Here is a 24,236-nt window from a genome sequence, read left to right as displayed (position 1 = left end):
GCATCCTCACCACGAGCCGTAGGGGATGCCGTGTTTGTCGACATAGTCCTGAGCTTCTTTCTTGAGCGGACGGTAGTACTTGCCGCCGGAGGTGCCTTGATAGGGGCCGAGCTTTTCAATCTGTCCCTGGAAGCGGCCGATCTCCTTGAGCCCCAGGCACGGCCCACCCAGCCAGACCTTTGCAATTCCCCCAGGGGCCATGCCGATAGTGATGGAGTTGCGATAGTCGTCAACCCATTGCTCGCCCCAACGGCAGTAGGCTCTCTGGGGCCTGACCATCTCATCGCGAACCCACTGCGGAATATCGATGCGCACGTTGTAGGTCTGGGGTTCCACCAGGGATTGCCAGCGCACGAAGATGATTTCCGGGAGGTCGATGCCGGACATGGGTTTCGAAGCTCCCGGCCCTTTGAAATTCCATCCTTCCGTCTTGTTGGAGTAGCTGGCAACGCCTCCATGCACGTGCTCGAAGGCCAGTAGCCTCAGGTCGACGACATCGATGCTCTCCACCCAGACCTCCATGTACCGTGGCGCTCCAAGGCCGATGTACCAGTAGTCGTAGGGCAGCTTCGTGCGGCTTTGAGCGGTAGAGCAGCCAACCAGCGTCAGTGCCAGCAGGCAGATCAGCAGATGTTTCATTTCCGGCATCCTCACCACGAGCCGTAGGGGATGCCGTGTTTGTCGACATAGTCCTGAGCTTCTTTCTTGAGCGGACGGTAGTACTTGCCGCCGGAGGTGCCTTGATAGGGGCCGAGCTTTTCAATCTGCCCCTGGAAGCGGCCAATCTCCTTGAGCCCCAGGCACGGCCCACCCAGCCAGACCTTCGCAATTCCTCCGGGGGCCATGCCGATGGTGATGGTTTTGCGATAGTCGTCCCTCCACTCCTGCCGCCATGGGCAGTAGGCTCTCTGGGGCCTGACCATTTCATCGCGAACCCACTGGGGAATATCGATGCGCACGTTGTAGGCCTGGGGTTCCACCAGGGATTGCCAGCGCACGAAGATGATTTCCGGGAGGTCGATGCCGGACATGGGTTTCGAAGCTCCCGGCCCTTTGAAATTCCATCCTTCCGTCTTGTTGGAGTAGCTGGCAACGCCTCCATGCACGTGCTCGAAGGCCAGTAGCCTCAGGTCGACGACATCGATGCTCTCCACCCAGACCTCCATGTATCGTGGCGCTCCAAGGCCGATGTACCAGTTGTTATAGGGCAGCTTCGTGCGGCTCTGAGCGGTAGAGCAGCCAACCAGCGTCAGTGCCAGCAGGCCGATCAGCAGACTTTTCATTCCGGGTATCCTTCCTGAGGTTTGTTGTCGAATTTGAGGCGGCTCTTTGGTGCAGGCTTGCCCAGCATCAGGCCGGAAGTGGGGGTCCAGTTGGCGGACAGGTGGATATAGCGGCTGCGCAGGAACCGGTAATCCTCGTGGGTCAGGGGACTCGAGCCGTTTCGGGCGTCGGCAAGGATTTTTTCGGCGATGGACTTTAAGTCTTCGGGTATCTGAAAGCGGCGATCTGTATCGCTGAGCTCGTCGAGCGGCACGTCATTTTTCAGTGACACTTCATGCATGGCGCGCAGCGCCACCTTGGCCAGGTCGCCATAGACGGTGCGCTGAATCGCCACGCTGACCAGCAACTGCTCGCTGTCATGCCCGTCCCGGCCTTTCCGGGGTTGGGCCGCTTCCCAGTAGGTCGGGCGCATTACGCCTTTGCCCGGCAGGCCCTGGCGTTCCAGGGCCCAGGCATCGGCTTCGGCCTGGCGCCAGATGGCCGTGCTCTCCAGTGGCCTGTTGCGGGTGACGACGACGCACTGGGGCCTGGTCAGCAGCAGCTTTTCGGTCATTTGTGGGGGGTAGCCGCCACCGATATCGGAGTGCACGCCGGGCAGGCCGATTTCCTGGTGTTGCGGGGCTACGCTGTTGAGGGCGAAGAACAGGCGCTGTTCATCACGGGCGTGGAACTGGATGACCTTGCGGGCGCAGCCGGCGGGCAGGTAGAGGTTGACGCCGGGGTTTAGCTCGTTGGCCGGGCTCATGTCGCCCCGCAGTGGGTCGACAATGGCCGCCACGGTATCGAAGAGGCCGATGAAGTTGATCCTGGTGTGGGCGGACCAGTCGAAACCTTCAACGACACCGTTCTGCCCGCCAACAAACAGTCCGTCCAGCACACCGCCATCGGGTTTCAGGACTTCATTGGCAAAGTGCCGGGCAGCGGCTGCTCCCCGGCTGAAGCCGAAGATGTCGAACTCGATTGCTTGAATTCGGCTGTTTGGATTAGTGCCATTAAAGGCATCTAGTTGTTCCAGTAGCACCGCTGGTGACTGCCTAACTCGGCTCACCACCCCAGTAGCCCCTGTACCAGTCCCCTGCGAGACCGTGGAGTCCTCTTCTCCACTGGTCGTACCGATACCTTCCAGATACAGCTTCACGTACCCCATTTCCGCACCAGGCTGCATTGCGACGATTGAGTCGTCGGCGTACAGCTCATGCAGCAACGCCACATTGCTCTCCGCATTGCCGTAGCTGTTGTTCGGCGTGCTGCTGAATACGCCGCTGGCGTCGAGGTCCTTGAAGCCGTACTGGCCGCAGTGTTCGACGATGCTGCTCAGGGTGGCGGTGTCGAACTGTTCGCTGTCGGTGCGCATGCAGGCGGCGGTGAGTGCGGAGTTGGCGGCGTTGTTGCCGGTGCCGTCGAAGAACACGCCGATGCGCAGGACGATGCCCTGTTCCTGTTCCTGTTCCTGTTCCTGTTCCTGTTCCGCTTCCTGCAGTTCTTCTTCCTCTTCCTCCTCTTCCAGCGGCTGCGCCGCCCGCGCTTTGAGCAGTGGCGCGCCGGGGAGCGCGCCAGCGGTAGCGCCGGGGAGCAGCGGGGCCAGGATGCGCAGGCCGCTGCCCTTGCCCGGCTTGCCGCCGCTGTTCATTTTCACCGTGGCGCCGTTGAGGATGACGCCGCAGGCGTCGAGCCTGATCCAGCTACCGCCGCCCTTGGCGGTGATCTCCATGCCGGCGTCGATCACCACCTTGTCGCCGGCGTGGTAGTGGATTTCGTTCCCGGTTTCGACGAACTGGCCGGTGCCGATCTTCACGTGCTGGTTGTGGGCGACGGTCAGGTGGTCGTCGGCGCGCAGCTCGGTCTTGCGGTCGGCATGGGTGGTGCGGTGTTCCTCGGCCTTGAATTCGCTGTAGGTGTTCGACTCCACGGTGTCGTGGCGTTGGTGGCCGATACGGATGCGCTGGTCGTGCTCGATGTTCTCGTCCCAGTCGCGCTGGGCGTGGAGGAATATCTGCTCCTGGCCCTTGCGGTCTTCGATGCGCAGTTCGTTGTAGCCATTGCCGCCGGGGTAGCTGTTGGTCTTGAACACGCTGCGGGTCTTGTTGGCTGGCAGCGCGTAGGGCACCCGGTTTTCCGAGTGGTAGAGGCAACCTGTGACCAGCGGCTGGTCCGGGTCGCCTTCGAAGAAGTCCACCAGCACTTCCATGCCCACGCGCGGGATGGCGATGCCGCCGTAGGCGTTGCCGGCCCAGCCGCTGGCGACGCGCAGCCAGCAACTGGTGCGGGCGTCGGCCTGGCCGTGGCGGTCCCAGAAGAACTGCACCTTCACCCGGCCATGCCTGTCGCAGTGGATTTCCTCGCCGGCCGGCCCTGTGACCACGGCGCTCTGGCTGCCAAGCACCCTGGGTTTGGGATGTTCGAGCGGCGGGCGGTACGGGGTGTCCCAGCGCGTGGCGAGGAAGCGGTTGCGATAGCCCTGGCGCATGGCCTCACCGTTCCAGCGCGCGTCGCTCAGGCGCAACGGCAGGTGCCAGTCGAGGGGATTGTCGGTGTCGTCGAGCCAGGGTGTGGGAGGAGTGCCGTCGGACTCGCCGTGTTCTTCCAGCACCTGTGGCTGGCGCCCCTGGTGCAACACGGTGCGCAGCAGCCAGAGGTCGTTGCAGCCCGGAACCGGGTGCCCCGATAGCGGCAGCAGGTAGCCGCTGCTGAGGCTGGCGTCGCTGCGGCCTTCGGCCAGTTCGTAGTCGCTGCGCAGGCGCTCCAGGGTGTTGCGCGCCAGCTTGCGGCCACGCTCGCGGTCGGTGAATCGGCCGGGATAGCTGTAGTGCTCCAGTGCCGGCCTGGCGCCGCCGTTGACGCCGGACTCCATGAGCACGCCGGTTTTTTCGAAGTGATAGTCGCGCAAGGCGGCTGCGCTGCTGCGGGTTTCCAGGCGCACATCGAAGGCACGGACCACGGCGTGTTCGGCGGCGAGCCCGCTGTCCTGGCGATAGCGCTGCTGGCCGAGCCCCGGGAAGACGCTCTGGTCGTCGCCGAACACCAGCACGTGGGCGTCGCTGCGGTGCTGGAAGTGATAGCTGAGCGCCTCTTCTTTACAAAGACGCTGGATGAAGTGCAGGTCGCTCTCGTCGTACTGGGAGCAGTATTCACGTACCGGGCAGGGCCGGGAGAGCTGGAAGCGATGGGTGTCGGCGAGGATGCCGTGGCCGGCGAGTACCTGGCTGATGATTTGCGGCACGCTGAGCTGCTGGAAGATGCGCTGGTCGTGGCGGTGGCGCAGGTAGGCCAGCCGTGGTACCAGTTGCACGCGGTAGTGGGTCAGGCGCTTGCCGCTATCGCCTTGTTCCACCCGCCCGAGCAGGCCGTGCACGTTGCGCCCGTCGGGGCCGAAGCGCAGGAGGGCGCTCTGGTGCAGCAGCGCGTCCAGATCGAGGTCGGCGCGCTCGCTGACGAGCTGGATATCGAAGCGGAACGGCTGGTTGAGAGCTTCGATGCCTTCGAAGGCAAGCACCTGGAAGTCATTGGCAAGGCCGGGTATTTCCAGGGTGATATGCGGTTGGTTGGCTGCTCCGTGCATCTGCTGGTGTCCCTGTGAGGAAGGAACGCAGATCGCAACAGCTCGGCAGGAAATGCCCCATTAGGCGGCGCCTGAAACACCGGTAGGACTAATCGCAGGATGCGGGCGGGATGCTTCCCGGCACAGGCGTCGTTCCCGCAGGCCGGGGGAGGGGTAGGGGAGACGGGAGGTGGGACTCCTAAAATTAGCCCTCCATGAAGCCCTCGCCAAGGTATTTCGTCGTAGGACGAAAAAAAGGTTCTTGAGAAGGAAAAAGACTTTTTATCGTCATGTTTTTTCCTGTATTTCTGGAGTCGTAGACCGCCGAACCCTGCAGACAGGTGGCGGCCCCGGCCCGTCCCTTGCTTGCAGACCTCTCGAGCCCCGGCATCGAGAGCAGGTGGCTCACCGCACGGCGGAGCGCTGTTCCGGCATTCCGTCGTAACGCTCCCATAAGAGGTGACCCGCGTATGGATGACCACGGACGCTCCAGCCCCACTCAGCCCACCCTGTACGTCCTCGACACCAACGTCCTGATCCACGATCCCAACGCCTTGCTGAATTTCCAGGAGCACCACGTCGCGATCCCGATGACGGTGCTGGAGGAGCTGGACAAGCTCAAGACCGGCAAGCACACAGTGGCTGCGGAGTGCCGCCAGGCGATTCGTCTGATCGATTCGGTGCTGGGCGAAGCCACACCCGAGCAAGTGGAGGATGGCGTTCCCATCCAGCGCGGCAAGAGCGGCCCGTGCGGCAGCCTGTCGATCCTGATGAGCAAGCGCGCCGAGCCGATCACCTGGCTTCCCGAACACCTCAACGACAACAAGATCATCAATCAGCTGGTGGAGCTGAAGAGCCGTCATAGCGCGATGCGCGTGGTGCTGGTGACCAAGGACATCAACATGCGCCTGAAGGCGCGTGCCTGCGGGATATTCGCCGAGGACTACCACACCGACCAGTTGGTCGATGACGTCAACCTGTTGTCGCGCGGCTACCACTCGCTCTCCGGGTCCTTCTGGGATCGCGTGAGCAAGGTGGAAACCCGCCAGGATCACGGCCGCACCTGGCATCGGGTGCAACTGACCGACAACCTGCCGGCGGTTCACATCAACGAGTTCATCGTCGACGAGCAGGGGTTCGTTGGCTGGATCAAGGGCATCCAGCAGGACGAGCTGCTGATCCTCGACCTGCACCAGGAGCCGCTGCTGCACCAGGAGGCCTGGGGCCTGCGTCCGCGCGATGTCTACCAGGCGCTGGCGCTGTATGCGCTGCTCGACCCGGATATCCACCTGGTCAACCTGTCCGGCGCCGCGGGTTCGGGCAAGACCATCCTGGCCCTGGCCGCGGCCATCGAACAGACGATGGTGAACAAGCGCTACCGCCGCATCATCGCTACCCGCAGCGTGCAGGGGCTGGACGAGGACATCGGCTTCCTTCCCGGCACCGAGGCGGAAAAGATGGAGCCTTGGCTCGGCGCGATCACCGACAACCTGGAGGCGCTGCATTCGGACGACGAATGTACCCACGGCAGCGTCGACTACATCCTCAGCAAGGTGCCGTTGCAGTTCAAATCGCTGAATTACATTCGCGGCCGCAGCTTCCAGCAGAGCCTGATCCTCATCGACGAGTGCCAGAACCTTACCCCGCACCAGATGAAGACCATCATCACCCGTGCGGGCAGCGGTTCGAAGGTGGTGTGCCTGGGCAACCTGGCGCAGATCGACACGCCGTACCTGTCGGCCACCAGTTCCGGCCTGACCTACCTGACCGAGCGCTTCAAGGACTTCCCCCACGGCGTGCACGTGACCCTGCAAGGGGTGCCGCGCTCGGTGCTGGCGGAGTTCGCCGAGGCGCATCTGTAAACCGGGATCGGCTCGCCAGGCACGCGTGGCGAGCCGAGTGGAATGTGCAAAAGGCCCGCTGCCCGGCGGGCCTTTTCTTTCCCGACCTGTATACCTCTTTTTGTATACAATCCTTCCTCCAACGCGCCGTCCGGTGAACTGCCGGCTGCGCCTGCCGGGGTTACACTGTTCCCCTGATCTTCCGGAGAGTTCCAGTCCGTGCTGACCCATCTCGATTCCCAAGGCCGCGCCAACATGGTCGATGTCACCGAAAAAGCCGTGACGTCCCGCGAGGCGGTGGCCGAAGCCCGGGTGCGCATGCTCCCGGACACCCTGACGCTGATCCAGGATGGCGGCCATCCCAAGGGCGACGTGTTCGCCGTGGCGCGTATCGCCGGTATCCAGGCGGCGAAGAAGACCCATGAGCTGATCCCGCTGTGCCATCCGCTGCTGCTCACCAGCGTCAAGGTCGAACTGTCCGCCGAAGGCAATGACACCGTGCATATCGTTGCGCGCTGCAAGCTGGCCGGGCAGACCGGTGTGGAGATGGAGGCACTGACCGCCGCCAGCGTCGCCGCCCTGACCATCTACGACATGTGCAAGGCGGTGGACCGTGGCATGACCATCGAGAGCGTGCGCCTGCTGGAGAAGCTCGGCGGCAAGAGCGGCCACTATGTGGCGGATGCCGCGGGAGACACCCCATGATCCGCGTGCAGTACTTCGCCCGCTACCGCGAAGCCCTCGGCCTGGACGGCGAGCAACTGAGCTGGAGCGAGAACCTGGCCAGCCTTGACGACCTGCGGCGCCTGCTGCTGGCGCGCGGTGGTGCCTGGAGTGTGCTTGGCGAGCAGAACCTGATGTGCGCGCGCAACCAGGAGCTGTGCTCCCTCGACGAGCCCCTCGCCGATGGCGACGAGGTGGCGTTCTTCCCCACCGTTACCGGAGGCTGAGCTAATGGCGATCCGCGTCCAGTCGGCGGCGTTCGATCCCGGCGCCGAAGTCAACGCGATGCACGCCGCCAACGTCGGTGTTGGCGCGGTGGTCGCATTCGTTGGCTACGTGCGTGACTTCAACGATGGCCGCGAGGTCGGCGGCATGTTCCTGGAACACTATCCGGGCATGACCGAGAAGGCGCTGGAGAAGATCGCCACCGAGGCCAGCGAGCGCTGGCCGCTGCTGCGCCTGGAGATTCTCCACCGCATCGGCCGGCTCGATCCGGGCGAGCCGATCGTCTTCGTCGGCACCGCCAGCGCCCACCGCCAGGCAGCCTTCGATGCCTGCAACTTCGTGATGGACTACCTCAAGACCCGCGCGCCTTTCTGGAAGAAGGAAGACACCACAGAAGGCCCGCGCTGGGTCGAAGGCCGGCGCAGCGACCAGGCTGCCGCCGAGCGCTGGAACGGCTGAAGCCGAGCTGCGTCCGACGCACTCCGGCACTGGGGCCTTTCGTCGCGCCCAACGTCTGGCCCGGGCACGCTGGCTGCGCTTGTCTATGCTCAGGTGCGATGCCAGGGAGGTAGCGTTGCTCCACGCCAAGGAAGCGTCCCGCTGCGCGTTGTACATCTCCTGGCTCCAGCGTCGCGTCGGCACCTGCCGCCGCGACGGGACCGCAAGCCGAGGAGACATCAATGAACAAGCCACATTTCGCGCTGAAGGCGCTCGCCGCTGCCATGCTGGTTGGCGGCTTCAGCCAGGGCGCGCTGGCCTGCACCACCATCATTGCCGGACGCAACGCCACTGCCGACGGTTCGGTGCTGGTCGCGCGGCTGGAAGACTACACCTACAACAACCACGCCAAGCGCTTCGTCGTGGTGCCGCACCAGGAATACAAGGACGGCGACAAGCTCAGCTTCGACAACGGTGTCAGTGTGCCCGCGCCCAAGGTCGGCCTGCGCTACACCGCGATGCGTGACTGGAACGGCGACCAGCTCGGCGCCCTCGGTCCGTGGAGCGAGTTCGGCGCCAACGAAGCCGGGGTGATCCTCTCCGCCACCAATAGCACCGAGCCCAACGAGAAGGCCGCCAAGGCCGACCCGCTGGTGGCCGACGAAGGCGGCGTGATCGAAGCCATCCTGCCGGACCTGATCCTGGCCCAGGCGAAAAGCGCCCGCGAAGGCGTGGAACTGCTCGGCAAATATGTGGAGACCCTTGGGGCTGGCGAAACCAACGGCATCCAGATCGCCGACGACAAGGAAGCCTGGCTGTTCGAGATCGGCTCGGGGCACCACTGGATCGCCGTGCGCGTGCCGGACGACGGCTACGTGGTGATGGCCAACGGCATGCGCGTGCATGACGCCAACCTCAACGACAAGGCCAACGTCCTGAGCAGCGCCGGCATCGCCGAGTTCGTCGAGAAACACCAGTTGCTGGACAAGGTCGACCCGGCGAAATTCAACTTCGCCAAGGCGTTCGGTATCGTCGGCGATGCCTACAACGTCGACCGCGAATGGCTGGTGCAGAGCAAGCTGGAGCCCGCGCGCAAGCAGGACATCCGCCAACAGCAGTACCCCTTCTATACCAAGCCGGAGAAGCCGATCAGCGTCGAGCAGGTCGCATCGATCCTGCGCATCGACAGCTACGCCGGCACGCCGCTGGACGGCAAGAAGCCGGATGGCGGGCAGAAGCAGCGGCCCATCGCGATGGAGCGCAACGTCGAGGCGCACATCCTGCAGGTCCGGCCGGCGATGCCCAAGGGGCTGCAGGTGCTGTCCTGGCAGTCGCTGGGCAATGTGCGCGACGGCCTTTTGCTGCCGTATTACCTGGAGAGCCTGCGCAGCACGCCACGGGTATTCCAGCAGGGTACCGATGACTTCGACGAGCATTCCGCGTGGTGGACCTTCCGCAGCCTGACTTCCCTGGCGCATGCCAACGACAAGAAGTACATGCCGTTGCTGCATAGCTGGCGCGATCGCCTGGAAAGCAGCCTGCACGCCGCCCAGCCAGCCCAGGACGAGATGCTCAAGACGCTCGCGCAGAAGGACGGCGAGGCCGCCCGCGCCGCCGCAGAGCGCTTCAGCAACGGCACTGCACTGTGGGCTCTGGATCAGGCGGGTGTACTGCGCTCAGGCTTCCTCACCGACCTGACCAAGTCCACCGAGCAGAACTACAGCGCGGACGAGCTGGACAAGATCAAACACCTCTGACGCCGTGACCGACGGTAGTGCCCCGCACGCGCCGGGGCGCTACCTCTTCCGGGGAATGGGCGGCGGCCGTCTGCGAGCGCAGGCTGGCGCCAGCCAATTTTCGGAAGCCCGTCATGAGCCATTTGAGCATCCAGGAATTCCAGGCGCTGGAGATCGCCGTCCTCACCGTCAGCGATACCCGCAGCCTGCACAACGACACCTCCGGCCAGGCGCTGGTCACCTCCCTGCAGCGCGCCGGCCATGCCCTTGCCGAGCGCCAGTTGGTGACCGACGACATCTACCAGATCCGCGCCGTGGTTTCGGCCTGGATCGCCGATCCCAAGGTACAGGTCGGTCTGATCACCGGCGGCACCGGCTTTACCGCCCGTGACAACACTCCGCAGGCCGTTGCGCCGCTGCTGGAGCGCACGGTGTATGGCTTCGGCGAGCTGTTCCGGCAGATTTCCCGCGAGGAGATCGACACTTCCACCATCCAGTCCCGCGCTATCGCCGGTATCACCAACGGAACGCTGATCTGCTGCCTGCCCGGTTCCACCGGCGCCTGCCTGACGGCCTGGGAAAGGATCCTCGTGCATCAATTGGACAGCCGCACCCGCCCGTGCAACTTCGTTCCCCATCTCAAGCGCCTGCCCGAGCGCCCGGTGCTGGCCTGCGGTACCCGCTCATGAACGGCTGCGGATGTTCCGGCGCTGGCTTGCGCCCGGTCGACGAGGCCATCGCCGCGCTGATGGATTTCGTTCCGCCACCGCCGCCGGTGGTGCGGGTCGACCTGGAACAGGCCTTGGGGCGGGTTCTCGCCGAAGACATCCGGTCGCCGCTGGACCTGCCGCTGTGGGACAACAGCGCGATGGACGGCTATGCCCTGCGCGCCGCCGATACCGGCGCCGACGGCGCGCGTTTGCGGGTCGCCGGCTGTATTGCAGCCGGGCAGTCCAGCCAGGTCGAGTTGCAGCCCGGCGAGACCATGCGCATCTTCACCGGCGCGCCGTTGCCGCCGGGGGCCGACTGTGTGGTCGCCCAGGAAGACTGCCAGGCCGATGGGCAGTGGTTGCAGGTGCCGCGGGTCGACAAGGGCAACCATGTGCGTCCGCGCGGCGAGGAGGTCTGCGTGGGGGACCCGCTGCTGGCCCCCGGCAGGAAGCTGCGCGCCCAGGAGCTTGGCCTGCTGGCCAGCGTGGGCTTCGACAGCGTGGCGGTGTTCCGGCGATTGCGGGTATGCCTGCTGAGCAGTGGCGACGAACTGCGCGAACCGGGCGAGAGCCTGGCGCCGGGACAGATCTACAACGCCAACCGATTCAGCCTCGGCGCGCTGCTGCGTAGCTGGGGCATGGAGGTGCACGATTACGGCGTGCTTGCCGACACCCTGGCGGCCAGCCGCGATGCGTTGAGCCTCGCGGCTTCCGAATGGGACGTTCTGGTCACCAGCGGCGGTGTGTCGGTGGGCGATCGCGACTGCCTCAAGCAGGCGATCCGTGAGCTTGGCGAGTTGCACCTGTGGAAGCTGAATATGCAGCCGGGCAAGCCGCTGGCGTTCGGCAGCATTTCCGGCAAACCTTGGATCGGCCTGCCGGGCAACCCGGCCGCCGCGCTGGTTACCGCACTGGTGGTGGCGCGACCGTTCCTCTGGCGTGCCCAGGGCCGCGATGCGGTAGAGGCCTTGCCGGCAACCTTGCCGGCAGGGTTCGACTGGCCTGCGCCCAACTCGCGCCGCCAGTACCTGCGCTCGCGCGTGGAGCTGGATGCCCGCGGCTTCGCCTGCATCACTCCGCACCCGCAGCAGGGTTCGGCCATGCTGCGGACGGCGAGCTGGGCCGACGGCCTGGCGATAGTGGAGGCCGGGCGCACCCTGCGCGCCGGCGAACCGCTGCCGTTCCTGTCATTCAGCGAACTCGGCGCCTGACGCCGTTCCCGGCTGCCGGCTGGGGCCGGCGGCCTTCGAAGTGTCCGGGGGAAACATGCAACTGGTCTGCCCGGCGGGGAGCCTGCCCGCCCTGAAATCGGCCCTGCGCGAAGGGGCCGATGCCATTTATGTCGGCTTTCGCGACGACACCAATGCTCGGCACTTCGCCGGTCTCAACCTCGACGAGCGCCAGTTGCGCCAGGGGGTGGAGCTCATCCATGCCGCCGGCAGACAGATGTACGTGGCGGTCAACACCTATCCCGGCGCTGCCGGCTGGGCGCGCTGGCAGCGCGCGGTGGATCACGCCGCCGAGCTGGGGGTGGACGCACTGATCGCCGCCGACTGCGCGGTGCTTGGCTACGCGGCCAGGCGCCATCCGAACCTCGCGCTGCATCTCTCGGTGCAGGGCTCGGCCACCAACGTCGAGGCGCTGGCGTTCTACCACGAGCGCTACGGCATTCGCCGCGCGGTGCTGCCACGTGTGCTGTCGCTGGCACAGGTGCGCCAGGTGGCGGCGAACAGCGCGGTGCCGATCGAAGTCTTCGCCTTCGGCAGCCTGTGCATCATGGCCGAGGGGCGCTGCCATCTGTCGTCCTATGTCACCGGCGAATCGCCGAACCTCTGTGGCGTATGCTCGCCAGCCAGGGCCGTGCGCTGGAGCGAGGAGCCGGAAGGGCTGACCTCGCGTCTCAACGACGTGCTGATCGACCGCTATGCGCCGGGCGAAGCGGCCGGCTACCCGACCCTCTGCAAGGGCCGCTTCGTGGTCAACGGCGAGCGCTTCCATGCGCTGGAGGAACCCACCAGCCTGAACACCATCGACCTGATTCCGCAGTTGGCGGAGATCGGTGTGGCGGCGGTGAAGATCGAAGGCCGCCAGCGCAGCCCGGCCTATGTCGAGCAGGTCACGCGAGTCTGGCGCCGGGCGCTGGACGCATGGAGGCGTTCACCCCAGCAATACCGCGCGCTGGCGCAATGGCAGGAAGCCCTGGACAAGCTTTCCGAAGGCCACCAGACGACCCTGGGTGCCTACCATCGTTCCTGGCAGTGAGGGGCTCATGATGAAACTCAGCCTGGGGCCGGTGCTGTTCTACTGGGACCGCCGGACACTCCTGGACTTCTACGCGCAGATGGCCGAACAGCCTCTGGATGCCATCTACATCGGCGAGACGGTCTGCTCCAAGCGCCGCGCCCTGTCGCTGGACGACTGGCTGGGGCTGGGGCGCGAACTGGCGCAGCAGAGCGGGGCGCAGATACTGATCTCGGGCCTGGCGCTGATCGAGGCGGCATCCGAGTTGTCTTCGTTGCGCCGCCTGTGCGCCAACGGCGAGCTGCAGGTCGAGGCGAACGACATGGGCGCGGTGCAGATGCTCGGCACCCTCGGTGTCGAGTTCACCGGCGGCCCCGCGCTCAATGTCTACAACGGCCACACGCTGCGGGAGCTGCGCGAGGCGGGTTTGCGCCGCTGGGTGCCGCCGGTGGAATGCTCCGGCGAGCAGATCCGTGGCGTGGTCGAGCAGGCGCGGGAGCTGGGCGTGAACGATGTGGAGACCGAGGTGTTCGCCTACGGTCACCTGCCGCTGGCCTATTCGGCGCGCTGCTTCACCGCCCGCGCGGAAAACCGGCCCAAGGACGACTGCCAGTTCTGTTGCCTGAACTACCCGGAGGGCCTGTCGATGCTCAGCCAGGAGGGCATGCCGCTGTTCACTCTCAACGGCATCCAGACGATGTCCGGCGAGGCCAGCAACCTGCTGGCGGACTACGCCTCGCTGCGGGAGTGCGGCGCCGACCTGCTGCGCCTGAGCCCGCGTGCGCAGGGCATGGTCGAGGTAGTGCGGGCCTTCGACGAGGTACGCAAGGGGGCTACGCCGCCGCTGGCGGTGAATGGCTGCAATGGCTACTGGCATGGCCGCCCGGGCATGCTGCGCAGCGATGAGGTGAGCCTGTGCTGAATCTGCGAACCGGCGCCCTGCGCGCCGTCGATCATGTACTGCCGTTGGCCGCGCGGGTGCCGCCGGGCCTGCAGCGCGCAGTGTTGCAGCGGGCCGCCAATCGCCTGTTCGCCGATCCGCTGGCACAGGGCGCCTTCGATGTTCTCGACGGGCATTGGCTGCGCCTGGAGGTCAGCGATCTCGGGTTGGGCTGGAGCCTCACCCGTGGCCACGATGGCTTGCGCTTCGCCGATGCGTGCGTCGCGAGCGTGACCATTCGAGGGTGTTGGCGCGATTTCCTATTGCTGGCGGCGCGTGAGGAAGATCCCGATACGCTGTTCTTCCGTCGCCGCCTGGTGATTGAAGGAGATACCGAACTGGGGCTGGCGGTGAAGAACCTCATCGACAGCCTCGACCCCGACAGCCTCCCTGCGTGGCTATGGAGCGCCATGCGTCGCGCCAGCCGGGTGGTGCAGGAGAGGGCCTGAACCGTTCACCGTGGGATGGGTGGAACTTGCGATACCCATGCTGTGCCGCGCGCCAATCGATGGGTATCGCTTCGCTCCACACCATCCTGCGTCTGGAGCGTCCATTGGCTTCGTGTCTGGCCTGGGAGAAGAAGGCTCAGGGCTGGGCGCGCACGAGGAACCGCAGCTCTTCATAGAGCATCTCGAAGTCCTGTACCGGCGCATCCTGGCGATAACGCTTCTTCAGGCCGTACTCGGTCAGCGTCACCTCGTGCGTGGCCTTCACGCCGTGGTTCGCCAGGCAGCCTTGCACGCAGTGCAGATGGCAGCCATCGAGGGCGATGATCTCCCGGCCTGAACGGGCCTTCTTCACCAGTGCCGGAACGTTGCCGCCAACGCCTGCTATGCAGGACATCTCCGCAAGGCCGTCGCGATCCAGGCGCAAGGCAAGGTCGTTGGCCAGTTGGGCGAGGTTGGAGCAGCCGGAGCAGGAGTACACGATGGGTAATTCGGTCGTCGATGACATGGGAACCTCCGGGGTGAGTCCGGCAGTGTCCGGCGACGCCGAGCAGGCGCGACATGATCTGAATCAAATGCCGCGCAGGACTACTCCAACGGAGGTAGTGAGGTAGTGAGGTAGTGAGGTAGTGAGGTAGGGCGAATAAAGCGCAATGCTTTATCCGCCGTCCAGATCGGCCGGCGGATAACGCCTGTGGCGTTATGCGCCCTACGGGGCTGATCCGTGGAGCTCGTTCGCGAGCAAGCTCGCTCCTACAGGTACGGTCATCTTCGGTGCGGGCGGTCAGACCAGATGGTTCTCCACCGCCCACACCGCCGCCTCGACGCGCGAGCGCATGCCCAGCTTGTGCAGCACGCGCTTGACGTGAACCTTCACGGTGCCTTCGGTGATGTCCAGCTTTCGCGCGATCATCTTGTTGCTGTAGCCGTGGGCGAGCTGGCGGAGGATCTGCCGTTCGCGGTCGGTAAGCTCTTCGATACCCTTGGGCCGGTCGTCGCCGCGCAACGCCTGGGCCAGTACCTGGGTGAGCTGAGGGCTGATGGCGAGCTGGCCGGTGGCGGCCTGGCGAATGTGCTCCAGCAGGCGCTCGGGCTCCATGTCCTTGAGCAGGTAGCCGTCGGCGCCAGCGCGCAGCACATTGATCACGTCGTGGCGATCATCGGAGACGGTGAACACTACGATACGCGCGTCCACGTCGTTCTCGCGCATCGCCCGCAGCGTGTCGAGGCCGGTCATGCCCTTCATGTTCAGGTCCAGGAGGATCATGTCCGGCTCCAGCTCCCTGGCCAGGCGCAGGGCTTCCTCTCCGTTGCCGGCTTCGCCTACCACACACAGGTCGTTCTCGAACTCCAGCAACTGGATGACTCCCTTGCGCATCATCGGGTGGTCGTCCACGAGCAGAATGCGAGCGCGGTCATCGGTGGAGGTGGCCGTCATGGGGTGGTCTCCGGGTATTGCGACAGGGGTTTGTGGGTGAAGCGTACGGTTACGCGGGTGCCGTGGGGCGCGCGCGGAGCGATGCTGAAATTGGCTCCCAGGGTCTGGCTGCGCTCGTGCATGATGCTAAGCCCGTAGTGGCCATTGCGATCGTGCGCTGGGTCAAAGCCGATTCCGTCGTCCTCGATGCAGATGCTCACCTGGCCGTCGGCTTCTTCGGCCAGGCTCACTTTCGCGTGGCTGGCGCGGGCGTGGCGGACCACATTGGAGAGCGCCTCGCGGACGATCTGCAGGATGTGGATTTCCTCGTTGGGGTTGAGCGGGATGTGCGCCAGACGGTTGTCCAGCTCGACGGCCAGGCCGCCGCGCTCGCCGAACTCTTCCACCGTCTTCGCCAGCGCGGCTTCCAGGCTCGACTGCTCCAGGCTCAGGCGGAATGTGGTCAGCAGCTCGCGCAACTGGCGGTAGGCGTTGTTGAGGCCCTCGCGCAGCTCGTCGAGGGTTTCGTCGATCTTCTGCGCGGACGCTTCGCGCTTGAGCAGCGTGCTCAGCCGGCTGACCTGGATCTTCAGGTAGGACAGCGACTGCGCCAGCGAGTCGTGCAGCTCGCGGGCGATGGTGCTGCGCTCGGCCAGCAGCGCCAGGCGGCTCTCCTGCTCCTGTTGCAAGGACAGGGCGAAGGTGCGCGCGATGTTGTCGCAGAAGGCTTCGATGAACTGGCGCTGCCAGTCTTCCAGGCGGCCATCGACGGTTTCGATGAACAGCTCGCCGAAGCGGTGTTCGCCAATGCTCAGCGGCTGGATCAGCAGTGGGTTGAAGGTCTTGACCGGCTCGCTGCAATGCTCGGCCTGGGCGCGGCAGGCGCCGCATTCGCCGCTCATGCAGAAGCCGCCCGTGGTGCCGTTGGTGACGAGCGAGGTGTAGGCGCGCTCGACGCCGTCCTTGTTCAGGCAGAGGGTCACCTTGCCGGCCTGCAGCACGCTTTCGAGCTGGTTGAGCAGCGGTTGCAGGGTTCGCTGGTCGTACGGGTCCTGGCCGAGCCTGCGGGCGCTGGCGTAGAGCAGCTCCAGGCGCTGGTGGCTGTGGGAGAGGGCGCGGGTCTTGTCGGCGACCCGCTCTTCCAGGTCGCCATAGATGGCCTGCAGTTCCTCGGCCATCTGGTTGAAGCGTTCCCCGAGCTGGCTCAGCTCGTCCTCGCCGCTGCTGCTGACCCGCGCGGCCAGGTCGCCGAGTCCCAGGCGACGGGCGATGCCGGTCAGTTCACGCAGCGGGCCGACCACGTGGTAGCTCAGGTCGTAGAGGCTGATGAACACCACCAGCAGGCTGAGGAACAGGCACAGCCCCTGCACCGTGCTGAGCATCTGCGAGCGCTGTTCGGCATTGCGCTGCAGGGTGCCGACGAAGGCGTCGATGTGGCTGACGAAGGTGTCGAGGGTTTCCAGTTCCGGGGTGGGCTGGATGTCCAGTTGCGCCAGTTCGCGGCGCAGTTGCTCGTGCTCCTGGCGCAGCGGCGCGTCGGTGTCGGCGCGTTGCAGCAGATGAAGGATTTCCGGGCTTTCCAGGCGTGAACTCAGGGTCGTCTGCAGCGACTGGCGATTGAGCGGCGAAGGGTCCAGCGCCAGCCGGTAGGTGAGCATGCGCAGAGAACCGGCCTGGTTGATCACTGCCGCGTCCTGGTGCGAATAGTCGGCGAAAAGCAGGGCGCTGAACATGCCGGCCAATGCCAGGGACACCAGCAGGGTGAGGTAGCAGCCGAAGCGCAGAACGATGGATTTCCGCAAGGCGGCGGGTCCGGGGGCGGCACTACCTCCAAAGAGTCGGTCGTTTGCGGGAGACTCCGAAGAGTGCGCTTTCTTCATTAAAAATGCCTTTATAAACAAATGGTTAAGTGCATTTTTCTGGCGTACCACCAAGGAGGTAGCGGCGCGCATCTGCTCATGAAACGCCCTTTGGCTCATTGATGACGGTCAAGAGAAGACGCTTAGGCCTTACCTAACGTGCGGGCAAAGGCTGTCAGGAAGTGAGCTTAGCCATGTTGTCCCATCGTCAGAAACAGTACTCCGTGCTCGGCATGAGCACACTGGCGTTCGCCGTGAACTTCGCGGTCTGGACGATGTTTTCGATCATCGGTATCCGCATCAAGGAGGACCTGGGACTGTCCGAGTCCCAGTTCGGCCTGATGGTGGCGCTGCCGATCCTTACCGGTTCGCTGGTGCGCCTGCCGCTGGGGCTGATCACCGACCGTTTCGGCGGCCGCATCGTGTTCTTCATCCACATGCTGCTGGTGGCCATCCCGATCTACGGCCTGGCTTTCGCCAGCGTCTACTGGCACTACCTGGTACTGGGCCTGTTCGTCGGCCTTGCCGGCGGCTCCTTCGCGGTAGGTATTGCCTATACATCGGCGTGGTTCGAGAAGGAGCGCCAGGGCACCGCGATGGGCATCTTCGGTGCCGGTAACGCTGGCGCGGCGATCACCAACCTGGTGGCGCCGATGATCGTGGTCGCCTTCGGCTGGCGCATGGTGCCGCAAGTCTACTCGGTGGCGATGCTGGTCACCGCGGCGCTGTTCTGGTTCTGCACCTGGCCGGACCCGGCCCACGCCAGGGGCGGCGATGCCGAGCCGAGCCGGCCGCGGCCGAGCCTGGCCAGGCAACTGGCGCCGCTGGCAGAGCTGCGCGTGTGGCGCTTCGGCCTGTACTACTTCTTCGTCTTCGGCGGCTTCGTGGCCCTGGCCCTGTGGCTGCCCAAGTACTACATCGCCGAGTACGGCCTGGACCTGCGCACCGCGTCGTTCATCACCATGCTGTTCACCTTGCCGTCGGGCCTGGTCCGCGCCCTGGGCGGCTGGTTCAGCGACAGCTACGGTGCCCGCGCGGTGAACTGGGGCGTGTTCTGGATCTGCCTGGTCTGCCTGTTCTTCCTCTCCTATCCGCAGACCACCATGACCATCCACGGCATCAACGGCGACGTCAGCCTGGGCGTTGGCCTGAATGTCTGGCTGTTCACTTTCCTTGTGTTCGTCGTCGGCATCGCCCAGGGCTTCGGCAAGGCCAGCGTGTACCGGATCATCCACGACTACTACCCGCAGAACATGGGCACCGTTGGCGGGATGGTCGGGGTCATCGGCGGCCTCGGCGGCTTCTGCCTGCCCATCCTGTTCGGCTACGCCGCCGACCACATCGGCGTGCGTTCCTCCTGCTTCATGTTGCTGTTCGGCCTGACCGTGGTGTGCATGGTCTGGATGCACTACGCGATCAGGCAGCAACAGCGTCTTGATGGCAAGGCCCGCATGGCCGATGTCGACGCTCCCCCGATTCCTTCCAGCCATTCCTGAGGTAGTGCCGCCATGGGCATGATCAACACCCGACTCAAAGCTGCCAGCGGTCCGCTGCTGATCGACTGGCGCCCGGAGGACCCGGAGTTCTGGGCCCGGTCAGGCAAGCGCATCGCCGCGCGCAACCTGTGGATCTCGATTCCCGCGCTGCTGCTGGCCTTCGCCGTATGGATGATCTGGAGCACCGTCACCGTGCGCCTGAACGCCGCCGGTTTCAGCTTCAGCAACGAACAACTGTTCCTGCTCGCGGCGCTGCCGTCTATCTCCGGCGCTACCTTGCGAGTGTTCTATTCGTTCATGGTGCCGGTGTTCGGCGGTCGTCGCTGGACCGCGCTGTCCACCGCCTCGTTGCTCATCCCGTGCCTGTGGCTGGGCTTCGCCGTGCAGGACCCGGCCACGCCGTATTGGGTGTTCGCCGTCATCGCCCTGCTGTGCGGTTTCGGCGGCGGCAACTTCGCTTCCAGCATGTCCAACATCAGCTTCTTCTATCCCAAGAACCAGCAGGGTACCGCGTTGGGCCTGAACGCCGGCCTGGGCAACCTGGGTGTGTCGGTGATGCAGTTCGCCGTGCCGCTGGCGGTTGCCGGCGGCCTGTTCGGCACCTTCGGCGGCGAGCCGGAGACGCTTTCCGACGGCAGCCGCCTGTGGCTGCAGAACGCAGGCTGGATCTGGGTGCCGTTCATTGCCGTGGTATCGATCACCGCCTGGTTCGGCATGAACGACATCGCCGATGCCAAGGCTTCGTTCCGCGAGCAATCGGTGATCTTCAAGCGCAAGCACAACTGGCTGATGTGCTGGCTGTACGTGGCCACCTTCGGCTCGTTCATCGGCTTCTCCGCCGGTTTCGCCATGCTCAGCAAGACCCAGTTCCCGGATATCAACCCGCTGCAATACGCCTTCCTCGGCCCGCTGGTGGGAGCCCTGAGCCGGCCTCTGGGCGGCTGGCTGGCGGACAAGTTCGGTGGCGCGCGCATCACCCTGTGGAACTACGCGGCGATGATCGCCGGCGTGTTGGCGGTGATCAGCTTCCTGCCGGGTGCGAATGGCGCGGGCAGTTTCTTCGGCTTCCTCGGCTCCTTCATTGCGCTGTTCTTCTTCGCCGGCATCGGCAATGGCAGCACCTTCCGCATGATCCCGGTGATCTTCCGCAACGAGTGGGCCGCGCGTCTGCGGCAGGGCGTCTGCACCCAGGCCCAGGCCGCCAGGAACGCCAGCATGGAGTCCGCCGCGGTGATCGGCTTCTCCGCCGCCATCGGCGCCTTCGGTGGCTTCTTCATCCCCAAGGCGTTCGGTACCTCGCTGGCCATGACCGGCAGTGCCGAGGGCGCCCTCTATGTGTTCGTCGCGTACTACCTGAGCTGCATCGTCGCCACCTGGTGGTGGTATGCGCGCAAGGGGGCCGAGAGCCCTTGCTGAGTCCCTCGGCGGATAACGCTGCGCGTTATGCGCCCTACGCATTGCCCTGGCGCAGGGCGGATGAGCTCCACCATCCGCCGCAGAGCGCCTGCCTGATTGAGCTTGAACGCCCGGCACAGACCGGGTGAGGAGATACCGATGAGTTACCTGCTCGACCGCCTGCAATTCTTCAAGAAGAAGCAGGGTGAATTCGCCGATGGTCATGGCGAGGTTACCAACGAGAGCCGTGCCTGGGAAAACAGCTACCGGCAGCGCTGGCAGCACGACAAGATCGTACGCTCCACCCACGGGGTGAACTGCACCGGGTCCTGTTCCTGGAAGATCTACGTGAAGAACGGCCTGATCACCTGGGAAACCCAGCAGACCGACTACCCGCGTACCCGCCCGGACCTGCCCAACCACGAGCCGCGCGGCTGCCCACGTGGCGCCAGCTATTCCTGGTACCTGTACAGCGCCAACCGGCTGAAGTATCCCAAGGTGCGCAAGCCGCTGCTCAAGCTCTGGCGCGAAGCGCGCGCCGCGCACAACGACCCGGTGGACGCCTGGGCCAGCATCGTCGAGGACAAGGCCAAGGCGAAAAGCTACAAGAGCGAGCGCGGCCTGGGCGGCTTCGTCCGTTCGAGCTGGAACGAAGTCACCGAGATCATCGCCGCCGCCAACGTCTACACCGCCAAGACCTACGGCCCGGACCGCATCATCGGCTTCTCGCCGATCCCGGCCATGTCCATGGTCAGCTATGCCGCCGGCGCCCGCTACCTGTCGCTGATCGGCGGCGTCTGCCTGTCCTTCTACGACTGGTACTGCGACCTGCCGCCCGCATCGCCACAAATCTGGGGCGAGCAGACCGACGTGCCGGAATCGGCCGACTGGTACAACTCCAGCTACATCATCGCCTGGGGCTCCAACGTCCCGCAGACCCGTACCCCCGACGCGCACTTCTTTACCGAGGTCCGCTACAAGGGCACCAAGACCGTGGCCGTCACCCCGGACTATTCCGAAGTGGCCAAGCTCACCGACCTCTGGCTCAACCCCAAGCAGGGCACCGATGCCGCGCTGGGCATGGCCTTCGGTCACGTCATCCTCAAGGAATTCCATCTCGACAAGCCCAGCGCCTACTTCGTCGACTACTGCCGCCAGTACACCGACATGCCGATGCTGGTGCTGCTCGAAGCGCACGAAGGTGGCGTGCTCAAGCCGACCCGCTACCTGCGCGCGGCGGACCTGGCGGACAACCTCGGCCAGGACAACAACCCCGAGTGGAAGACCATCGCCCTGGACGAACTCACCGGCGAGCTGGTCTCGCCGACTGGCGCCATCGGTTACCGCTGGGGCGAATCGGGCAAGTGGAACATCGAGGAAAAGGAAGGCGGCGAGCAGCGTGAAACCCGCCTGGCCCTGACCCTGATCGACGGCCCGGAAAATGCCTGCGACGTGGCCTTCCCGTACTTCGCCGGGCAGGAGCACCCGCACTTCAAGGGCGTGGCCAACGACGAGGTGCTGGTGCGCCGCGTGCCCTTCCGCGAAGTGACCGGCGCCGACGGACAGCCCCTGCGCGTCGCCACCGTGTACGACCTGCAGATGGCCAACTACAGCGTCGACCGTGGCCTGGGTGGCCGCAACGTCGCGGCCTCCTACACCGACGCCGACGTGCCCTACACCCCGGCCTGGCAGGCGCGCATCACCGGCGTGCCGGCGGCGCGCGCGATCCAGGTGGCCCGCGAGTTCGCCGACAGCGCCGACAAGACCCACGGCAAGGCCATGGTGATCATCGGCGCGGCGATGAACCACTGGTACCACATGGACATGAACTACCGTGCGGTCATCAACATGCTGATGATGTGCGGCTGCATCGGCCAGAGCGGCGGCGGCTGGGCGCACTATGTGGGCCAGGAGAAGCTCCGTCCGCAGACCGGCTGGGTTCCGCTGGCCTTCGGCACCGACTGGAGCAGGCCGCCGCGGCAGATGAACGGCACCAGCTTCTTCTACCTGCACAGCTCGCAGTGGCGCCACGAGAAGATCTCGATGCACGAAGTCCTCTCGCCGCTGGCCGACACCCGGCAGTTCCCCGAGCACGCGCTGGACTACAACATCCGCGCCGAGCGCATGGGCTGGCTGCCGTCCGCCCCGCAACTGAACCGCAACCCGTTGCACATCGTCGCCGACGCCGAACGCGCAGGCATTCCGGTGCAGGACTACGTGGTGCGCGAACTGAAGGCCGGCAACCTGCGCGTTGCCAGCGAGCAACCGGACGATCCGCAGAACTTCCCGCGCAACATGTTCATCTGGCGCTCCAACCTGCTCGGCTCCTCGGGCAAGGGCCACGAGTACATGCTCAAGTACCTGCTGGGCGCGAAGAACGGCGTGATGAACGACGACCTCGGCAAGGCCGGCGGCCCCTGCCCGGGCGAAGTGGACTGGGTCGACGACGGCGCCGAAGGCAAGCTGGACCTGGTCACCACCCTGGACTTCCGCATGTCCTCCACCTGCATGTACTCGGACATCGTCCTGCCGACCGCGACCTGGTACGAAAAGGACGACCTCAATACCTCCGACATGCACCCCTTCATCCACCCACTGTCGGCCGCCACCGACCCGGCCTGGGAAGCCAGGAGCGACTGGGAAATCTACAAGGCAATCGCCAGGAGGTTCTCCGAAGTTTCCGTCGGCCACCTGGGCGTGGAGAAGGACCTGGTCACTGTGCCGCTGCTGCACGACACCACCAACGAACTCGCCCAGCCGTTCGGCGGCAGCGACTGGAAAACCGGTGAGTGCGAGCCGATCCCGGGCCGCACCATGTCGACCCTGCACGTGGTCGAGCGCGACTACCCGAACACCTACAAGAAGTTCACCTCCCTCGGCCCGCTGCTGGACAAGCTGGGCAACGGCGGCAAGGGCATCGGCTGGAACACCGACAAGGAAATCAAGCTGCTCGGCGAGCTGAACCACAAGGTCACCGAACCGGGTATCAGCGAAGGCCGCCCACGCATCGAGAGCGCCATCGATGCCGCCGAGGTGATTCTCGCCCTGGCGCCGGAAACCAACGGCCAGGTCGCCGTGAAGGCCTGGGAGGCGCTGTCGAAGTTCACCGGCCGCGACCACACCCACCTGGCGCTGCCCAAGGAAGAAGAGAAGATCCGCTTCCGCGATGTCCAGGCGCTGCCGCGCAAGATCATCTCCAGCCCCACCTGGTCGGGCCTGGAAGACGAGCACGTGAGCTACAACGCCGGCTACACCAACGTCCACGAGATGATCCCGTGGCGCACGCTCACCGGGCGCCAGCAGTTCTACCAGGATCACCCCTGGATGCAGGCCTTCGGTGAAGGTTTCGTCAGCTATCGGCCGCCGGTCAACACCCGCAGCACCGACAAGCTGTTCAACAAGAAGCCCAACGGCCACACCGAAATCACCCTGAACTGGATCACCCCGCACCAGAAGTGGGGCATCCACTCCACCTACAGCGACAACCTGCTGATGCTCACCCTGTCGCGCGGTGGCCCGATCATCTGGATGAGCGAGAACGATGCGAAGCGCGCCGGCATCGAGGACAACGACTGGGTCGAGGTCTTCAACGCCAATGGCGCCGCCACCTGCCGCGCGGTGGTCAGCCAGCGCGTGAAGGACGGCATGGTGATGATGTACCACGCCCAGGAACGCATCGTGAACCTGCCGGGCAGCGAGACCACCGGCACCCGCGGCGGACACCACAACTCGGTGACCCGCGTGGTTCTCAAGCCCACCCACATGATCGGCGGCTACGCGCAACAGGCGTGGGGCTTCAACTACTACGGCACGGTGGGTTGCAACCGCGACGAGTTCGTCGTGGTGCGCAAGATGAACAAAGTCGACTGGCTCGACGAGCCGGAGCACGGCGGGCTGGGCGGTGACGCCCTGCCGCAACCGCTGCCCCAGGACATTTGAGGAGAGAC

General features: G+C 65.2%; 19 protein-coding genes and 1 pseudogene. 13 read left to right on the top strand and 7 right to left on the bottom strand.

The window, feature by feature from the left end:
• Positions 1 to 6: 6 nt before the first annotated feature.
• The 4 genes and pseudogenes from OU419_RS22525 to OU419_RS29075 all read right to left on the bottom strand — a co-directional run.
• On the bottom strand, positions 7 to 639 hold the full coding sequence (locus OU419_RS22525) for a DUF2931 family protein (protein ID WP_254470536.1): 633 nt from the start codon (positions 637 to 639) through the stop codon (positions 7 to 9).
• Between the two features lie 11 nt (positions 640 to 650).
• On the bottom strand, positions 651 to 1,283 hold the full coding sequence (locus OU419_RS22520) for a DUF2931 family protein (protein ID WP_254470537.1): 633 nt from the start codon (positions 1,281 to 1,283) through the stop codon (positions 651 to 653).
• The gene (locus tag OU419_RS29080; RefSeq protein ID WP_408004965.1) at positions 1,280 to 2,431 is read right to left on the bottom strand and encodes a phospholipase effector Tle1 domain-containing protein; all 1,152 of its coding nucleotides are present in this window, start codon (positions 2,429 to 2,431) and stop codon (positions 1,280 to 1,282) included. The genes OU419_RS22520 and OU419_RS29080 overlap by 4 nt, the downstream gene beginning before the upstream one ends.
• A 372-nt stretch (positions 2,432 to 2,803) precedes the next feature.
• A pseudogene (locus OU419_RS29075) lies at positions 2,804 to 4,843 on the bottom strand (type VI secretion system Vgr family protein); the annotation flags it as partial.
• Between the two features lie 449 nt (positions 4,844 to 5,292).
• On the opposite strand from OU419_RS29075, the gene OU419_RS22510 reads away from it, so the two are divergent.
• The 10 genes from OU419_RS22510 (at position 5,293) to ubiT (ending at position 14,125) form a co-directional block, all read left to right on the top strand.
• Entirely contained in the window at positions 5,293 to 6,684 is a 1,392-nt protein-coding gene (locus OU419_RS22510; protein ID WP_254470539.1) for a PhoH family protein, read from the top strand.
• Between the two features lie 198 nt (positions 6,685 to 6,882).
• Positions 6,883 to 7,368: a cyclic pyranopterin monophosphate synthase MoaC gene (gene moaC, locus OU419_RS22505; protein ID WP_254470540.1), complete on the top strand. Its 486-nt coding sequence runs from the start codon at positions 6,883 to 6,885 to the stop codon at positions 7,366 to 7,368.
• Positions 7,365 to 7,613, top strand: coding sequence for a MoaD/ThiS family protein (locus OU419_RS22500; protein ID WP_254470541.1), 249 nt, complete (start codon positions 7,365 to 7,367; stop codon positions 7,611 to 7,613). The genes moaC and OU419_RS22500 overlap by 4 nt, the downstream gene beginning before the upstream one ends.
• A 4-nt stretch (positions 7,614 to 7,617) precedes the next feature.
• On the top strand, positions 7,618 to 8,070 hold the full coding sequence (gene moaE, locus OU419_RS22495) for a molybdopterin synthase catalytic subunit MoaE (protein ID WP_254470542.1): 453 nt from the start codon (positions 7,618 to 7,620) through the stop codon (positions 8,068 to 8,070).
• Between the two features lie 221 nt (positions 8,071 to 8,291).
• Positions 8,292 to 9,806, top strand: a complete 1,515-nt coding sequence (locus tag OU419_RS22490) for a C69 family dipeptidase (protein ID WP_254470543.1) — start codon at positions 8,292 to 8,294, stop codon at positions 9,804 to 9,806.
• A 113-nt stretch (positions 9,807 to 9,919) separates the two neighbouring features.
• Positions 9,920 to 10,474 carry a molybdenum cofactor biosynthesis protein B gene (gene moaB, locus OU419_RS22485; protein ID WP_254470544.1) on the top strand — a complete coding sequence of 185 codons (555 nt, stop codon included), beginning with the start codon at positions 9,920 to 9,922 and terminating at the stop codon, positions 10,472 to 10,474.
• Entirely contained in the window at positions 10,471 to 11,706 is a 1,236-nt protein-coding gene (locus OU419_RS22480) for a molybdopterin molybdotransferase MoeA (protein WP_254470545.1), read from the top strand. Before moaB ends, OU419_RS22480 begins: the two co-directional genes overlap by 4 nt.
• A 55-nt stretch (positions 11,707 to 11,761) precedes the next feature.
• Positions 11,762 to 12,757 carry a ubiquinone anaerobic biosynthesis protein UbiU gene (gene ubiU, locus OU419_RS22475; protein WP_254470546.1) on the top strand — a complete coding sequence of 332 codons (996 nt, stop codon included), beginning with the start codon at positions 11,762 to 11,764 and terminating at the stop codon, positions 12,755 to 12,757.
• Between the two features lie 10 nt (positions 12,758 to 12,767).
• The gene (locus OU419_RS22470) at positions 12,768 to 13,658 is read left to right on the top strand and encodes a U32 family peptidase (RefSeq protein WP_254470882.1); all 891 of its coding nucleotides are present in this window, start codon (positions 12,768 to 12,770) and stop codon (positions 13,656 to 13,658) included.
• Positions 13,652 to 14,125, top strand: a complete 474-nt coding sequence (gene ubiT / locus OU419_RS22465; protein ID WP_254470547.1) for a ubiquinone anaerobic biosynthesis accessory factor UbiT — start codon at positions 13,652 to 13,654, stop codon at positions 14,123 to 14,125. Before OU419_RS22470 ends, ubiT begins: the two co-directional genes overlap by 7 nt.
• Before the next feature lie 136 nt (positions 14,126 to 14,261).
• Here ubiT and OU419_RS22460 read toward each other — a convergent pair whose 3' ends face one another.
• From OU419_RS22460 to OU419_RS22450, 3 genes are all read right to left on the bottom strand, one after another.
• Entirely contained in the window at positions 14,262 to 14,630 is a 369-nt protein-coding gene (locus OU419_RS22460) for a putative zinc-binding protein (protein ID WP_254470548.1), read from the bottom strand.
• Between the two features lie 276 nt (positions 14,631 to 14,906).
• Positions 14,907 to 15,560: a two-component system response regulator NarL gene (narL, locus tag OU419_RS22455; RefSeq protein ID WP_254470549.1), complete on the bottom strand. Its 654-nt coding sequence runs from the start codon at positions 15,558 to 15,560 to the stop codon at positions 14,907 to 14,909.
• Entirely contained in the window at positions 15,557 to 17,419 is a 1,863-nt protein-coding gene (locus OU419_RS22450; RefSeq protein WP_254470550.1) for a histidine kinase, read from the bottom strand. The genes narL and OU419_RS22450 overlap by 4 nt, the downstream gene beginning before the upstream one ends.
• Before the next feature lie 173 nt (positions 17,420 to 17,592).
• Between OU419_RS22450 and OU419_RS22445 the strand changes: the two genes are divergently transcribed.
• The 3 genes from OU419_RS22445 to OU419_RS22435 all read left to right on the top strand — a co-directional run bounded on the left by OU419_RS22445 (position 17,593) and on the right by OU419_RS22435 (position 24,228).
• Entirely contained in the window at positions 17,593 to 18,894 is a 1,302-nt protein-coding gene (locus OU419_RS22445; protein WP_254470551.1) for a nitrate/nitrite transporter, read from the top strand.
• A 12-nt stretch (positions 18,895 to 18,906) separates the two neighbouring features.
• Complete coding sequence (locus OU419_RS22440; protein WP_254470552.1) at positions 18,907 to 20,310, top strand: NarK family nitrate/nitrite MFS transporter; 1,404 nt, start codon at positions 18,907 to 18,909, stop codon at positions 20,308 to 20,310.
• Positions 20,311 to 20,448: 138 nt separating this feature from the next.
• Positions 20,449 to 24,228 carry a nitrate reductase subunit alpha gene (locus OU419_RS22435; protein ID WP_254470553.1) on the top strand — a complete coding sequence of 1,260 codons (3,780 nt, stop codon included), beginning with the start codon at positions 20,449 to 20,451 and terminating at the stop codon, positions 24,226 to 24,228.
• Positions 24,229 to 24,236 lie beyond the last annotated feature (8 nt).

The sequence above is a fragment of the Pseudomonas triclosanedens genome (assembly GCF_026686735.1).
Taxonomy (GTDB): Bacteria; Pseudomonadota; Gammaproteobacteria; order Pseudomonadales; family Pseudomonadaceae; genus Pseudomonas; species Pseudomonas triclosanedens.
The sequence above is the reverse complement of the archived record's forward strand: the minus strand, read 5'-3'. Positions and strand labels throughout refer to the sequence as shown.